Genomic DNA, 14,170 nt, shown 5'->3' on the forward strand with positions numbered 1-14,170 from the left:
TCCATCGGAGCGGGCGTGCCGCTCACGTCGGACCAGAGCAGGGCACCCGGAGCCGACGCCACACATCCACCGAAACCTCGGATGCTGAAGCGTAGCCGCCTATCGGGCGTGGTGACATGCCCGGCCGAGCCCCACCGCGGAGCCGAACCGATACGCCCTACTTTCTACTAACACAGCTATCAACTGGTTCACGTCGGTCGCGCAGTCGCGCCGAGTGACATGGACGCACCGGCCGGTGACTCGGCCCGGTGCGTCGGGGCAGCAGGAATTCCGGGCCGGTGCGGGCCGTCCGCGCTCAGCCCCGGTGCTTGCCGAGGACGAGATGGGCGAGGCGGTCCAGTGATTCGTTGTTGCGCGGCCGCAGCAGCAGCGCCTGCGCCGGGTCGGGGGCGAACCGGCCCAGACCCGCCGTGGCGCGCTCGGCCATCCGGACCTCGGTGACGCCGTCCTCGACCTCGGTCAGCTCCAGGTGAATGGTCGCCGCGCCGAACGGCCACAGCCGCGCCTCCAGATCTAGGGTGTGCGGCGGGTCGGCGGCCAGGACGACGGTGGTGTCGCTGACCAGCAGCGGCCACGGCCCGACGCTGTGGTGGATGCGCGCGCCCGGCGCGGGCCATTCGCGGTCCACATCGCGAATGTGGGACGCGCCCACGACCCAGTTGGTGTAGGACCAGCCGTCGGCGAGCACTTCGAACACCGCACTCGGCGGTACCGGTATCCGGGTTTCGACTTCGGTCATCTGCACGTCGCTTTCGTCCTCGATGCCGCCATTGCACTGTCCTGGCTCGGCCGGTGGCCTAGGGTCCGACTACCGCGGACGACCCCGGTCAAACCCGTCTCGGCCGAGATGGTCATCGCGTGGGGTTACGGCGGCGGGTCCTGGGACTGATGCGTGGGCCGGCCGAGGCGCACGCCCAGGCGCGCGGGGTCGAGGGCGGCGGAATGCCCGCGCCGATCGGCCCGCATCGCGGCGGCGAGTTCGGCGCAGACGGCCGCGGCGTCGTATCGCGGCGACCAGCCCAGGTCCCGGCGGGCCCGCGTCGCGTCGACCAGGCGGGCCCGGTCGGCCAGAACCAGCCAGCCCGGATGCAGCGGCTGCAGGCCCAGCCGCCAGCTCGCCCGCGCCACCGCCAGGGCCGCCCGGCGTGGACAAGGCAGGCGGAATCCGCCGTACGAGTCGGCCAGCGCCGCGGCCGGCAGCACGGGTTCGGCGGCCAGATTGAACGCTCCCGACGCTCCCCGGCGGAGGATGAGGGCCACCCCCGCCGCGACGTCGTCGGCATGAACGAGCTGCAACCGCAGGTCTTTCCACAGCGGGACGGGCAGCCATCGGCGGCCGATGAGCGCGCGCGGCAGCCACGGCGGCAGCAACCAGCCGGCCAGCTCACCGGCGGCCTCGGCCTGCCCGATCCCGCACGGCCGGATGCGAGCGACCCGGATCGACGGCTCCCGCCGCTCGAACTCGTCCAGCTGCGCCTCGAGGTACACCTTGCCCAGGCTGTAGGCACTGCCGGGCACCCCACCCAGCGCCGCTCCCTCATCGACGGTCTGCCAACGCGGACCCGGCCGATAGGCCGCAGCCGACGAGGCACACACCACCTGCCGCACCCCCGCCGCGGCCGCGGCCCGCAACACCCGCGCACTGCCCCCGGCATTGGTCCGAGCCATCGGCGGATCGTCACGACGCGGATGCACAGCCCACGCCAGATGCACCACCGCGTCCGCCCCCGCACAGGCGGCGGCGAGTACGGGCGCCGACGCCGGATCACCGATATCGCAGGAGACCCAGCGCACATGCGTCTCCGGCTCCCGATCCACGGGCGGACCGCAGGCAAGCTCGCGAGTGGAGGCCCGACCACCAGGGGCTCGGGGCACGTGCGCATCCGAATCGCGATCGGGAGGCGGGCGGCGGCCGAACTCGGGCATGGACGCCCGATCACCACGGGCCCACCGCACGTGCGTGTCCGGATCGCGATCGGCGGGCGGGCAGCGGGCCGGGTCGGACGCCGGATCGCCACTACTGCCGCGGACTCGGTACCGGTCGGGATCAACGGGTGCGACGGGGGCCGGATCAGGCGTGGACGCCGGATCGCTGTCGCCTCGGTACCGGGGCGCGTGCGCTTCCCGATCCGACGGTGGGCAGCGACGGGCGATACCGACGAGTTCGTCGCCTGTTCCGGCCAGCGCGCGGATCAAGGCGGTGCCGACATTTCCGGTCGCGCCGGTGATCACGATTTTCATGCGTCCGCAGGTTCGGATCCGCCGCCCGTCACTGCCGGGGTGGGAGGGGCTCGAGGTGGACCACCTTCGTGGTGGTCATCTCGTCGAGAAGTTCCGGACCGTAGCCGTAGCCGGAGCCGGAGGCGCGCCGTGGGTGCGCCGCGCCGCCGGGTGCGCCGCCGAAGACGGCGTTGATCTTCACCGTGCCGACCGGCAGCGACCGCCACGCCCGCTGCGCGTGCTCCAGGGAGCCGGTGAGAACCGTTGCCGCCAAACCATATTCACCGTCGCACGCCTCACGCAGGCCGGTGTCGAAGTCGGGCACCACCCGCACGGGCGCGACGGGACCGAAGGTCTCCTCGCACAGCGCCCGCATCGCGGGCGTGCAGCCGGTGAGCACCGTCGCCGGGTAGACGCTGCCGGGGCCCTCCGGGATCTCCCCGCCCACAAGGACTTTCGCACCGTCGGCGACCGCCTCGCGGACCTGCGCGTGCACCTCGGCGCGCAGCCGCTCGTCGACCAGTGGCTGCGGGTCGAGGTTCCAGCGCTCGGCCCGGTCGCAGAGGGCGGCGAGAAATTCCTCCGCCACGTCGCGGTGGACGTAGAGCCGCTCGACCGAGACACAGATCTGCCCGGCATTGGCGAACGCCCCGAGCGCCGCCTGCTCAGCGGCCCACACCGGATCCACGTCGGCGTCGACCAGCAGCGGGTCGTTGCCGCCGTTCTCCAGGAGCGCCTTGGCCCCGGTGCGCGCGGCGGCCGCGGCGATACTGCTGCCGGTGCGGCTGCCGCCCACGTGCGCGATCACGTCCACCTCCGGCGATTCGGCCAGGGCCGCGCCCACCCGGCCGTCCCCGGGCACGGTCTGCACCACGCCGTGCGGGAAGTGCTCGGCGAGCAACCTGCCGAACAGCTCGCCCGTGCGCGGGCACCGTTCGCTGGGCTTGTGCACCACCGTGTTGCCGGTCACGAGAGCGGCGCCCAGCAGTCCCGAGGCGATGGCGACGGGATCGTTCCACGGCGTCAGCGCCAGCACCACGCCGCGCGGTTGCGGGATCATGAAATCCGTTGCGTCCCATTGGCCTTGCAGAGTCTTCCCGCGATGCACGGGCCCCAGCTCGGCGTACTGGTCGAGGGTGCCCGCACCGGCCAGCACGCCCTCGCGACCCGAGGCGGCGGGGCGGCAGGTCTCGCTCTCGAGGGTGGCGGCGAGTTCGCCCGCGTGTTCGCGCAGCGCGGCCGCCGCGGCGTGCAGCGCCCCGGCCCGGGCGGCCGGGGGTGTGCTCGCCCAGGCCGGCTGCACGGCGCGGGCGGTGCTCAGGACGGTTACCAGGTCGGCGTCGCCCGTCACCGAATCACGCTCGATGCGGGTCGCGTTGTCGATCTCGGTCATAGGCCCCGAGTACCCGCGTCTTCCCTGGTAAACATCCGCGCTCCGGGCGTCAGTGGGCGCGAGCCGCGGCGCGGAGCAGCCGCAGCACGGCCCGTTCGACGGCGGCCTGCCGGTCGTCGTCGGTGCGGGCGCGGCGAGATCGGCGCAGGGCCGCCGCGACCGTCTCGCCACGCTCCCACGCCTCGATCACGCGGGGATCGACATAGGAGTTGCGGGCCACGGTGGGGGTGTTGCCGAGCGCCTCGGCGACCTCGGTCATGACCTCGCGCACGGCGCTGGTGCGGCGGCGCCGGGAGCTCGGCAGTTCGGTCGCGGCGAGCGCGGCGGCGGCCAGCACGGTCGCCTGCCAGGTGCGGAAGTCCTTGGCGCTGTGCTCGTTTCCCACCAGTTCCTTGAACCGGGCATTGATGTCGTCGGAGTGCAGTTCGCGCAGCCGGTCGCCGTCGCGATACACCAGTAGCCGCCCGCTCGGGCAACGATTGCGGCGCAGCGCGCGCACGGCCCGCGCCAGGTCGGGTTCGACGATGCGCACCCGGCGGCGGAGGCCGCCCTTGGCGACATAGTCGAACAGCATCTCCGAACCGGACACCCGCACCTGTTCGCGCAGCAGTGTCGCGACACCGCGGGTGCCGTGCTCCTCCGCGTACTCCTCGCCGCCGACCCGGAACACGCCGCGATCGAGCAGTCCCAGCGCCACGGCCTCCACCCGCGGCCGGACCAGCCCCGTGCGGCGCAGGTCGCTACTCACCTGTTCGCGCAGGCCGGGCAGCTTCGCGGCCATGTCGAGCACGCGGTCGAACTTCTCCTCGTCCCGCTCACGGCGCCACTGCTCGTGGTAGAGGTACTGCCGCCGGCCCGCCGCGTCCACGCCCACGGCCTGGATGTGACCGTTGGGATGCGGGCAGATCCACACCTTCCGCCAGGCGGGCGGAATGGCCAGATCCTCGATGCGCCCGGTGGTTTCGGCGTCGAGGACCGGCGCGCCGTCGTCGTCCACATAGGAGAAGCCCCGGCCGCGCCGCACCCGGCGCACGCCGCGGCCGTACGGTGCACTGCGCCGCAACCGCATCGGACCACTCCTCTCGTCGCCGGTCCGGTGATACCCCGAGAAATCGTGTCCATGCCGGTGGATCCGCGTCCGCCCACCCGGCGGACCCCGCTGTACTCCCGCGCATGGCAGGCCCGTTCTTCGACGCGGCCGAGCGAGAACACCTTGCCGACCTCCTCGACCGGCTCGGTCCCGCTGCGCCGGCTCTCCTCGCTCCGTGGACGACTCGCGATCTCGCCGCGCCTCTCGTACTCCGCGAGCACGATTCCTTCGCCGGACCCGGGCTCGTCCTCCCCGGACCGTGGGCGCGCTTCGCCGAGCGCCGCCGGAAACTGCTGGCGCGCACGGACTTCCGCGAGCTGGTGGCCACATTCCGCACGGAGCCGCCGCGCGGATTCTTCCGGATCGACCGGGTGCGGCGGGTTCCCGCCTCAACGAATTCTTCGTCCACCACGAGGACGTGCGCCGGGCCAACGGGCGCGGCCCCCACACCAATCCGCCCGCGCTGGATGCGGCGTTGTGGCACAACGTATGCGGCACACCGTGGTTCCTCGCGCGCCGCCTGCGCGGCGCGGGCCTGGTGTTGGAGTGGACGGGCACGCCCGAGACCGTCCGGGCCCGCCGCGGCGAGCCCACGGCCCGTATCGCGGGAGCGCCGGGAGAGATCGTGCTCTACCTGTTCGGCCGCCGCCGCGCCGCGCAGGTGGAGGTGACCGGCCCCGCCGACGCGGTCGACGCCGTCCGCCGCACCCACTTCGGCATGTGACGCCTGCCGTCCCGTCGATCGCGCCGGACAACTTCGGCCGAGTGAGCGGCCGCCTCGGCTGTGACGGTGATGTTGCGAGCCATACCGCCGAAGATGGCGGCATGGAAGGGCGCGATGGCCTGCCAGTAGAGATGACCAGCCAGGCCGTGGGGTTGAAAGAGCGCACGTTGACGGTAACGCGCGCCGCCACCCTCCGGCGTGACGGACAGTTCCAGCCACGCTCGGCCGGGCAGGAGCATCTCGGCGCGCAGGCGCAGCAGGCGGGGGCGGTCGACTCGTTCGACCCGCCACCAATCCAGGGCGTCGCCCTCCCGCAGGCGTTCCGGGTCGCGCCGGCCACGCACCAGCCCGACTCCGCCGACGAGGCGGTCGATCCAACCACGCAACGACCACGCCAGCGGGAACGAATACCACCCGTTCGCACCACCGATCGCCTCGATCACGGTCCACACCGTTCCGGGGTCGGCACACGTATCTCGTTCGCGCACATCCTGGTACATGGATCCGCCCGACCACTCCGGATCGGTCGGCAGTGAATCCGACGCCGCATCGGGCAAATTCGCGTCCGACCAGCGAGTCGGCACGTCGAGTTCGCGAATGCGCCGCAACGCCAATTCCACCGCACGGCAGTACGATGTCGGTCCGCGGGGCGGGTCCGGAATGTACTCCGCGATCCGGTGATCCGCGCAGACGACGTCGTTGACGAGCGACTCCATCAGCGGTACCGCGATCGATCGGGGCACCGGCGTCACCAGGTTCACCCACTGCGCGGACAGCCACGGGGTCAGCACCGGAACGGGAACGATCAGCCGACGGGGCAGGCCCGCTACGGCCGCATAGCCACGCATCATCCCCGCGTAGGTCAGCACGTCCGGGCCACCGATGTCGAAGTTCCCCTCGAACCGCCCCGATACCTCGGCGGCACGAGTCAAGTAGTAGAGGACGTCCCGCACGGCGATCGGCTGGATGGCGTTGTGCACCCAACGCGGTGTCACCATCGCCGGCAGGCGCTCGGTGAGGTACCGCAGCATCTCGAAACTCGCCGACCCCGAGCCGATGATCACCGCGGCGCGCAGCACCACGACCGGCACCGGCCCGGCCGCGAGCACACGCCCGACCTCGGCGCGCGAGGCCAGGTGCCGCGACAACCGCTGCCCCGCCGGCACGATCCCGCCCAGATACACGATCCGCCGCACTCCCGCATCCGCTGCCGTCCGTGCCACCAGTTCCGCCGCCTCGCGGTCGACGGTGTCGAAATCCGATCGTGTCAGCGAATGCACCAGGTAATAGACGATCTCCTGCCCGGCCATGGCGCGCCGTACGTCCGCGGCGACCGTGACGTCACCGCGGATGATCTCGACCTGGTCGCGCCACGGCACCTCGTCCAGTTTGCCAGGACTGCGCACGAGAGCCCGGACGGTATGCCCGGCTGCCACCAACTCGGGAACCAGGCGCCCGCCGATATAGCCCGTCGCACCGAAGACAACGCACTCCATGACACACCGCCTTTCGTCGAACCATGCGCTTCGGACAACGTCAACTATCGCAGTCCGCTCGTCTGCGGTCAGCAGGTTGCATCATTTATGCATCGTTTCATGTAACATGGGCGACCTACACCGCGTCAGACCGTTTCCGCGATCCGAGGAGCCCTCGTGAGTGTCGCCGCCTTCCGCCCCGACCGGTCGGCCTGTCTCGCAGGGGATTTCGCGCACCGAGGTTCGGACACCACGGAGTCGACGCGCCAGTGGCGAGCCACCGTGCGGGCCCATGTCCTCGCCGAACTGGAGACGTTCCTGACCCGGAACCACATCGCTCCCGTCCGCGACATCGCCGTGCACGACATCGCGCGGCAGTATGTCGGCCGCGGAAAATGCCTGCGCTCGACTTTCATGTATCTGGGCTGGCTGTGCGGCGCCGACGCCGACGCGGCCGCTCTGCGCGCCGCCGCCGGCCTCGAACTGGTGCACGCGTTCGCACTGATACAGGACGACGTGATGGATGCGGCACGGCTACGACGCGGCGAGCCGGCCGCTCATGTGCGCTTCGCCGCCCGGCATCGGCGCGCGGATCTGCCCGGCGACGCGCACCGATTCGGCGAGTCCGCTGCCACACTGGTAGGCGACATCTGCCTGGTATGGGCGGAGAAGATGCTGCGCGACAGCGGGGTCGACCGCACCGCCCTGGATCGGGTGTGGCCGCAGTACGACGCCATGCGAGTCGAGTTGGCGGTCGGGCAGTTCGCCGACCTGCTCAACGACGCCCGCGCCGAACCGGGCCTCGGCGCGGTGCTCGCCGTAGCGCGGGCGAAATCGGGCAACTACACCGTGCGCCGACCGCTGGAGATGGGCGCCGCGATGGCAGGGTGCGACGAGCGGACACGCACGGCGCTGGGCCGATACGGATGCGTGGTGGGCGAGGCGTTCCAGCTCCGCGACGACATCCTCGGTGCCTTCGGCACCGCCGAGGTGACCGGTAAGCCCGGCGACACAGACCTGGGCCAGCGCAAGGCCACCACGGTGGTCGTCGCCGCCTTGGAGTTGGCCGACGCAGCGGCCCGGCGCGAACTGCGCACTCTGCTGGCCACGCCGGAGCTCGACACGGCCGCGGTCGCACGGCTGCGCACGCTCATCGCCGCGACCGGCGCTCGCGAGCACATCGAGGCAATGATCAGCGACCGCACTGCCGAGGCGCGGCGCATCGTCGCCACCGCCTGCCTGCCCGAGCCGCAGCGGCACCTGCTCGACGGCATGATCCGCATCTGCACCACCCGTGAAATGTGAGGAGAAGGGAGTGCGATGCGCACGACCATCGGCCGATCCGACCACGTCGTCGTAGTCGGAGCCGGATTGGCCGGCCTGTCGACCGCGCTGCATCTGGCCGGCCGGGGCCGGGAGGTCACCGTGATCGAACGGGAGGCCGTGCCGGGCGGCCGGGCCGGACGCGCCGACATCGCGGGCTACCGCCTCGACACCGGGCCAACGGTGTTGACGATGCCGGACCTCATCGAAGATGTATTCGCCGCCGTCGGCGAGCGAATGCGAGATCACCTGACCCTGGAACCGGTCGATCCGGCGTACCGGGCCCACTTCGCCGACGGGCGACAGCTGGCGGTGCATGCCGACCGCGATCGCATGGCCGCCGAGGTCGCCGACTTCGCCGGAAGCGCCGAGGTATCCGGTTATCTTCGGTTGCGGGAGTGGCTGATTCGCCTCTACCGCGCGGAGTACGACCACTTCCTCGCCACGAACTTCGATTCGCCGTTGTCGATGCTGACTCCCGCGCTCGGGCGCTTGGTGGCACTGGGTGGCTTGCGCCGCTGGGATCGTGCCGTGTCCGCCCACCTCGCCGATCCCAGTCTGCGCCGGGTATTCACCTTTCAATCGCTGTACGCCGGGGTCGCCCCGAGGCAAGCGATGGCCGCCTACGCGGTCATCGCCTACATGGACACGGTCGGTGGCGTCTACTTCCCGCGCGGTGGCATGCGTGCGCTGCCGGACGCCCTGGCCGGCGCAGCGCGATCCGCCGGCGTCCGTATCCGGTACCGGACCACCGTCAGCGCACTGGACCGCCGCGGCTCCCGCGTCCATGCGGTCGAAACCGATGCGGGCGAACGGATCGCCTGCGACGCGGTGGTATTGACGACAGACCTACCCGACTCCTACCGCCTTCTGGCGCACCGGTCACGACGGCCGCTACGGCTCACGGCCGCACCCTCGGCGGTGGTCCTGCACGTCGGCTGCGCGCGTACGCCCGGCACGGCGCACCACTCGCTGCTGTTCGGACAGGCGTGGGAGCACACGTTCCGCGACCTCATGCGGGACGGACGTGTGATGCGGGACCCGTCGCTGCTCGTGACTCGCGCGACCGCCGGAGATCCGGCGCTCGCCCCGCCCGGCCGGGACCTGCTGTACGTGCTGGCGCCGACACCGAATCTTTCTCGCGCACCGATCAATTGGGACCGCTACGCCCCCGCCTACGCCCAGGAGATACTGGCCACCGTCCGCCACCGGCTCCCCGGCGCACTGCCCGACGCGGAGTTGCTGCGTGTCACGACACCGGCCGACTGGGCACGCCGCGGCATGCCGGCCGGTAGCCCCTTCGCCCTTGCCCATACCTTCGCCCAGACCGGACCCTTCCGGCCCGCCAACCTGATTCGCGGACTGGACAACGCCGTGCTGGCCGGTGGTTCGACGGTTCCGGGCGTCGGCATTCCGCCCGTCCTGATCTCCGGGCGGCTGGCCGCCGACCGGATCACCGGTCACAGCTCCGCCCTGCCCACTCCTGCCCGTTGATCGGAAGTCCATGTCTCCCACCGTGACTCTGCCCAACCACCCCACGGATCCGCGGCTGCGCCGTTCCTATCGCGCCTGCCGCGCGCTCAACGCCCGCCACGGCAGAACCTTCTTCCTGGCGACCCGCCTGCTGGCGCCCGATCAGCGGCCCGCCGTGCATGCCCTGTACGGGTTCGCCCGCAGGGCCGACGATATCCTCGACGACCTCACCTCCGCCGCCGCCCCCGATGACCGCGCGGCGCGACTGAACGAGCTCGCCGGGCATTTCCGCAGCCGCACGGCGGACGCCGACCCGGTACTGCCCGCCGTCCTGCATACCGCGCGGAGGTTTCGGATTCCCGACGTGCTCTTCGACTCGTTCCTGGCCTCGATGCGCATGGACCTGACGGTCACCGACTACCCCGACCGGCCGGCGCTCGACCGGTATATCCATGGATCGGCCGAGGTGATCGGGTTACAGGTGCTGCCGGTGCTGGGCGTCGCGGCACCGCTCGAGGAGGCCGCGCCGTACGCCGCGGCGCTGGGAAAGGCGTTCCAGCTCACCAACTTCCTCCGTGACGTGAACGAGGATCTCGCCCGCGACCGGGTGTACCTGCCCGCCGATGAACTGGCCGGACACGGCGTGGACCGGGATCTACTGCAGTGGTGCCAGGCCCATCGGCGAACGGATCCGCGGGTCCGTCGCGCCCTTGCCGACCAGCACGCTCGCACCCGTGAAATCTATGCCTACGCCGGCCGGGGAATCGACTTGCTCGCGCCCCGGTCCCGGCCCTGCGTATCCGCGGCGCTGACGCTCTATTCCGAAATCCTCGATCGCATCGAGGATCTGGACTTCGACGTTTTCGTCCATCGCGCCCGCGTGAGTGCCGCGCGGCGCGCGGCCGTCGGTCTCCACGGATTCGTCCAGGCGCGGCGACTCGGAACGTCACCGTTCGCGCGACAGCGATCGGACGCGGGTCACTAGCGGTCGCCGTGCGCACGCAGTTCCGCGAGGGCCAGCTCGGAGGTGTTCACCAGTTCCTCCGCCTCCTCGTCGGTGCCGACCATCGGCTGCGAGCCCTTCAGCGGCAGCAGCGACGACTCCTTCAACACCAGCGCCGCCAGCACGCCGAGAAGACCGGACCCGATCAGGTAGTAGGCGGGCACCATCAGATCGCCCGTGCCATTCACCAAGGCGGCGTTGACAAGTGGCGTGGTGCCGCCGAACGCCGAGACCGCGATGTTGAACGAGATCCCCATGGCGCCGTAGCGCACCGCGGTCGGGAAGAGCGCGGGCAGCGTGGCGGCGCTCGGTCCGGCGAAACCGGCCAGCAGCGCCGCCAGCAGCAGCGTGCCCGTCAGCGGCAGCGCCCAGCCATCCTGGCGGATCAGCACGAAACACGGGTAGGCCAGCAGCACCTGGGCCACGGCCGCGGCCAGGAACACCGGCCGCCGCCCGAAGCGGTCGCTGGCGCGGCCCACGAAGGTGATCAGCAGCACCACCAGCCCCATCGCACTGAGCACCAGCAGGTCGGAATAGGTGGCGGACCGGTGCAGCGATTCGGTCAGATAGGTCGGCAGATAGGCCGTGACCATGTAATTGGTGACGTTGTAGAGCAATACCAGCCCGATGCAGATCAGCATGGCACGCCAGTGCCGGGTGAAGATCACCGCGATCTCGCCCGACCGGCTGGTGCCCGCCTCCTGTTCGGCCAGCTCGCGATCGTGTGCGTCCAACTGCTCCTGATAGGCCGGAGTGTCCTCGAGTTTCAGCCGGACGTACAGTCCGATGACACCGATCGGCCCGGCGATCAGGAACGGCAGCCGCCACGCCCACGCCTCCAGGGTGTCCTCCCCGAGGGTCGCGGTGAGCAGGGTGACCAGGCCCGAACCGGCGGCATACCCGACGAAGGTGCCGAAATCCAGCCAGCTGCCGAGGAATCCACGCCGGCGGTCCGGCGAGTACTCGGCGATGAAGGTGGTCGCGCCGCCGTATTCGCCGCCGGTGGAGAAGCCCTGCACCATCCGGCAGATCAGCAGCAGGATGGGCGCGGCGATGCCGATCGTGCCGTAGCCGGGGATGAAGCCGATCGCGAAGGTGCTCGCGGCCATCATCAGCATGGTGGTGGCCAGCACCTTCTGGCGGCCGATCCGGTCACCCAGCGGGCCGAAGTACAGCCCGCCCAGCGGCCGGACCAGAAACGCCGCGGCGAAGGTGGTGAACGAGGCCAGCACCTGCACGCCCGCACCGACCTCCGGGAAGAACACCTTGCCGATGACAACCGCGAGATAGCTGTAGACGCCGAAGTCGAACCACTCCATGCAGTTTCCCAGCGCGGCGGCGACCACGGCACGTTTCAGCATGCCCGCGTCGACCACCGTGATGTCCCGCAGCGCCAGCGGACGGCCGCGGCGGCGTAGGCGCCGGATGGCATCCACGCGCACGTGACGAGGCAGGGCCTGCAAGACCTCACGTGCCGATCGGCGTCCGCTGTCCTGTTCCATCGCCGCACTCCCTGTTCCGGAAGGATCGTGCTCTGCCGCTACCAGCATCGAATCGTATGTGTGCTGAGCGTTTGCCCGATGCAGGCGCACCAGAGGCGCACCGGCATTGGGCGCGGGACTGGCTACGATCGTCGCGATGCACACCGATCTGATGTTCGATTCGCTGGACGGGCTGTCCGTGGGCGACGCGCTCGGCGCGGAGTTCCCGATCCTGCGCCGATCACTGTCGGATATTCGCGCCGGCGAGCTCGGGGAGCGGGAGTGGCGATGGACCGACGACACTCAGATGGCCTGTACCGTCATCGCCGAACTGCACCTGCGCGGCGGAATCGATCCGGACCGGCTGGCCCGCGCGTTCGCCGATCGCTTCGAGGCGCACCGCGACTACGGCTTCCTCACCGTCGACACCTTGCGCCGGATCCGGGACGGGGTGCACTGGCGAGAGGCGGCCGGGGCCGCTTACGACGGCCAAGGTTCCTGCGGCAACGGCGCGGCCATGCGGGTCGCTCCGCTCGGCGCGTGCTACGCCGGTGATCCGGAAACGATTGCGGCCGAGGCGGTCCGGTCGGCAGAGGTGACGCACCGGCATCCGGAGGGAGTGCGCGGCGCGGTCGCGGTGGCGCTCGCCGCCGGTGCGGCCGCGCGCAACCGCCTCGGCGGCACGCGGCCCGCACCCGCCGAGTTCATCACCGAGATCCTCGGCCATCTCGAGGACGGCGAGACGACCCGGTCGATTCGCCACGCCCGCACCCTCCTCGGGACCTCGGCCGAGCGGGCCGCGCACGAACTCGGCAACGGCTCCCGGGTCACCGCGCAGGACACGGTGCCGTTCGCGATCTGGGTCGCCGCAACACATCTGGACGACTACCCCACCGCGATCACCACGTGCATCGCGGCCGACGGGGACATCGACACCACCAGCGCCATCGTCGGCGGGATCGTCGCCGCCCACACCGGTACCGGCACGGTCACGGGAGTCCCACGGGCGTGGCTCGCCGCCCGGGAACCGCTGCCCGCCTGGCTCGACGCGGCCCGGCGGACGCGGCCGCGCGGATCGGCCCGGCCGGGCCGGCTGCGGCGGTGGCTGTCGGGCGGGTCGTAGCCGGGCGTTTCGGGCGGATCGTGATCTCCTCGAGACCTTCTGGGCCGCGCGAGATGACAGGCTATTCCCGAGCGTCGGGATCGACGTTCGCACCGAGCACGGCCGTCACGACCGGGTTCCGCACGTCAGGGCCGATCGCCGCGCACCGGGAGATCGGGTGACGGACGGTACGGCCGAGGCAGGCTCGGCGATGTGGCTACCTGACCGATGCGGAAGGGTCGGTGATCGATGAGCAGTGCCTTCGCCTTCGCGGACAACGAAGGCGAGCCGGACGACGATCTCGCATCGCGCTGGCTCGACACCTATCTCGACCTCGAGCGTTCCGCCTCGCTCATCCGCTGCTACGCACCCGGCATGATTCCCGGTCTGTTGCAGACCGCGCAGTACACCAGAGAGGTTCTCGCGATCGCGGACCCGGACCACGCCACCGGACCGCATCCGCAGCTCGCCGCGCTGGAACAGCGTAAACAGCTGCTGGCCCGGTCGAATCCGCCGCGCCTGTGGATCGTGCTCGAGCAGGCCGCGCTGCGCCGCCAGCTCGGCAGCCACCAGGCGTGGCGCGAGCAGCTCGACCATCTGGCCCACATCGCCGCCCGGCCCGGTTTCAGCGTGCAGATCATGCCCGACCACGCCGCCGGGCCGATCATCAGCACCGTGCCGTTCACGGTCTTCCGATTCGCCGCCACCCATCGCGGCGATATCGTGCACGTCCCGCACGCCACCGGCGCCGCGTTCCTCGACGGCCGCCGCGAGATCGACGCGTACCACGAGATCTGGAATCGCCTGTGCATCAATGCCCTCGGCCCCGAACGGACCAGCGACATCGTGGCGGCGGCGGCCGCGGGAGCTACGCTGTAGCGCTCCC

General features: G+C 71.1%; 11 protein-coding genes and 1 pseudogene. 6 read left to right on the plus strand and 6 right to left on the minus strand.

Going from position 1 to position 14,170, the window contains the following annotated elements:
- Positions 1–295 precede the first annotated feature (295 nt).
- The 4 genes from NWFMUON74_RS17795 to NWFMUON74_RS17815 all read right to left on the minus strand — a co-directional run bounded on the left by NWFMUON74_RS17795 (position 296) and on the right by NWFMUON74_RS17815 (position 4,682).
- Complete coding sequence (locus tag NWFMUON74_RS17795; protein ID WP_187683008.1) at positions 296–739, minus strand: SRPBCC family protein; 444 nt, start codon at positions 737–739, stop codon at positions 296–298.
- Positions 740–864: 125 nt separating this feature from the next.
- On the minus strand, positions 865–2,241 hold the full coding sequence (locus NWFMUON74_RS17800; RefSeq protein WP_232110418.1) for an NAD-dependent epimerase/dehydratase family protein: 1,377 nt from the start codon (positions 2,239–2,241) through the stop codon (positions 865–867).
- A 28-nt stretch (positions 2,242–2,269) separates the two neighbouring features.
- On the minus strand, positions 2,270–3,613 hold the full coding sequence (locus NWFMUON74_RS17810) for an aldehyde dehydrogenase family protein (RefSeq protein WP_187683009.1): 1,344 nt from the start codon (positions 3,611–3,613) through the stop codon (positions 2,270–2,272).
- 49 nt (positions 3,614–3,662) lie between these two features.
- The gene (locus NWFMUON74_RS17815) at positions 3,663–4,682 is read right to left on the minus strand and encodes a DNA topoisomerase IB (RefSeq protein ID WP_187683010.1); all 1,020 of its coding nucleotides are present in this window, start codon (positions 4,680–4,682) and stop codon (positions 3,663–3,665) included.
- Between the two features lie 104 nt (positions 4,683–4,786).
- On the opposite strand from NWFMUON74_RS17815, the pseudogene NWFMUON74_RS36730 reads away from it, so the two are divergent.
- A pseudogene (locus NWFMUON74_RS36730) lies at positions 4,787–5,427 on the plus strand (TIGR03085 family metal-binding protein).
- On the opposite strand, the gene NWFMUON74_RS17825 reads toward NWFMUON74_RS36730, so the two are convergent.
- Positions 5,334–6,923 (minus strand): SDR family oxidoreductase, encoded by a 1,590-nt coding sequence (locus NWFMUON74_RS17825; protein WP_187683011.1) that lies wholly within the window; start codon positions 6,921–6,923, stop codon positions 5,334–5,336. The pseudogene NWFMUON74_RS36730 and the gene NWFMUON74_RS17825 overlap by 94 nt on opposite strands.
- A 261-nt stretch (positions 6,924–7,184) precedes the next feature.
- On the opposite strand from NWFMUON74_RS17825, the gene NWFMUON74_RS17830 reads away from it, so the two are divergent.
- Genes NWFMUON74_RS17830 through NWFMUON74_RS17840 form a run of 3 tightly spaced genes read left to right on the plus strand, consistent with a single transcriptional unit; the run spans position 7,185 to position 10,683 of the window.
- Positions 7,185–8,207 (plus strand): polyprenyl synthetase family protein, encoded by a 1,023-nt coding sequence (locus NWFMUON74_RS17830; protein ID WP_232111181.1) that lies wholly within the window; start codon positions 7,185–7,187, stop codon positions 8,205–8,207.
- A gap of 15 nt (positions 8,208–8,222) precedes the next feature.
- Positions 8,223–9,719, plus strand: a complete 1,497-nt coding sequence (gene crtI, locus NWFMUON74_RS17835; protein ID WP_187683012.1) for a phytoene desaturase family protein — start codon at positions 8,223–8,225, stop codon at positions 9,717–9,719.
- A 10-nt stretch (positions 9,720–9,729) separates the two neighbouring features.
- Entirely contained in the window at positions 9,730–10,683 is a 954-nt protein-coding gene (locus tag NWFMUON74_RS17840) for a phytoene/squalene synthase family protein (protein WP_187683013.1), read from the plus strand.
- On the opposite strand, the gene proP is transcribed toward NWFMUON74_RS17840, so the two are convergent.
- Positions 10,680–12,203, minus strand: a complete 1,524-nt coding sequence (gene proP, locus NWFMUON74_RS17845; RefSeq protein WP_187683014.1) for a glycine betaine/L-proline transporter ProP — start codon at positions 12,201–12,203, stop codon at positions 10,680–10,682. The genes NWFMUON74_RS17840 and proP overlap by 4 nt on opposite strands.
- Positions 12,204–12,339: 136 nt before the next feature.
- On the opposite strand from proP, the gene NWFMUON74_RS17850 reads away from it, so the two are divergent.
- The gene (locus NWFMUON74_RS17850; protein ID WP_232110420.1) at positions 12,340–13,305 is read left to right on the plus strand and encodes an ADP-ribosylglycohydrolase family protein; all 966 of its coding nucleotides are present in this window, start codon (positions 12,340–12,342) and stop codon (positions 13,303–13,305) included.
- A gap of 228 nt (positions 13,306–13,533) precedes the next feature.
- A complete protein-coding gene (locus NWFMUON74_RS17855; protein WP_187683015.1) occupies positions 13,534–14,163 on the plus strand; it encodes a DUF5753 domain-containing protein in 630 nt (209 codons plus the stop codon).
- The last annotated feature ends 7 nt before the right edge of the window (positions 14,164–14,170 follow it).

Source organism: Nocardia wallacei (genome assembly GCF_014466955.1).
GTDB classification, from domain to species: Bacteria; Actinomycetota; Actinomycetes; order Mycobacteriales; family Mycobacteriaceae; genus Nocardia; species Nocardia wallacei.

Coding starts and splice junctions, on each gene's coding strand:
- NWFMUON74_RS17810 (WP_187683009.1), bottom strand. CDS start 3,613: ATGACCGAGATCGACAACGCGACCCGCATCGAGCGTGATTCGGTGACG.
- NWFMUON74_RS17840 (WP_187683013.1), top strand. CDS start 9,730: ATGTCTCCCACCGTGACTCTGCCCAACCACCCCACGGATCCGCGGCTG.
- NWFMUON74_RS17850 (WP_232110420.1), top strand. CDS start 12,340: ATGCACACCGATCTGATGTTCGATTCGCTGGACGGGCTGTCCGTGGGC.
- NWFMUON74_RS17795 (WP_187683008.1), bottom strand. CDS start 739: ATGACCGAAGTCGAAACCCGGATACCGGTACCGCCGAGTGCGGTGTTC.
- NWFMUON74_RS17855 (WP_187683015.1), top strand. CDS start 13,534: ATGAGCAGTGCCTTCGCCTTCGCGGACAACGAAGGCGAGCCGGACGAC.
- NWFMUON74_RS17825 (WP_187683011.1), bottom strand. CDS start 6,923: ATGGAGTGCGTTGTCTTCGGTGCGACGGGCTATATCGGCGGGCGCCTG.
- crtI (WP_187683012.1), top strand. CDS start 8,223: ATGCGCACGACCATCGGCCGATCCGACCACGTCGTCGTAGTCGGAGCC.
- NWFMUON74_RS17800 (WP_232110418.1), bottom strand. CDS start 2,241: ATGAAAATCGTGATCACCGGCGCGACCGGAAATGTCGGCACCGCCTTG.
- NWFMUON74_RS17815 (WP_187683010.1), bottom strand. CDS start 4,682: ATGCGGTTGCGGCGCAGTGCACCGTACGGCCGCGGCGTGCGCCGGGTG.
- proP (WP_187683014.1), bottom strand. CDS start 12,203: ATGGAACAGGACAGCGGACGCCGATCGGCACGTGAGGTCTTGCAGGCC.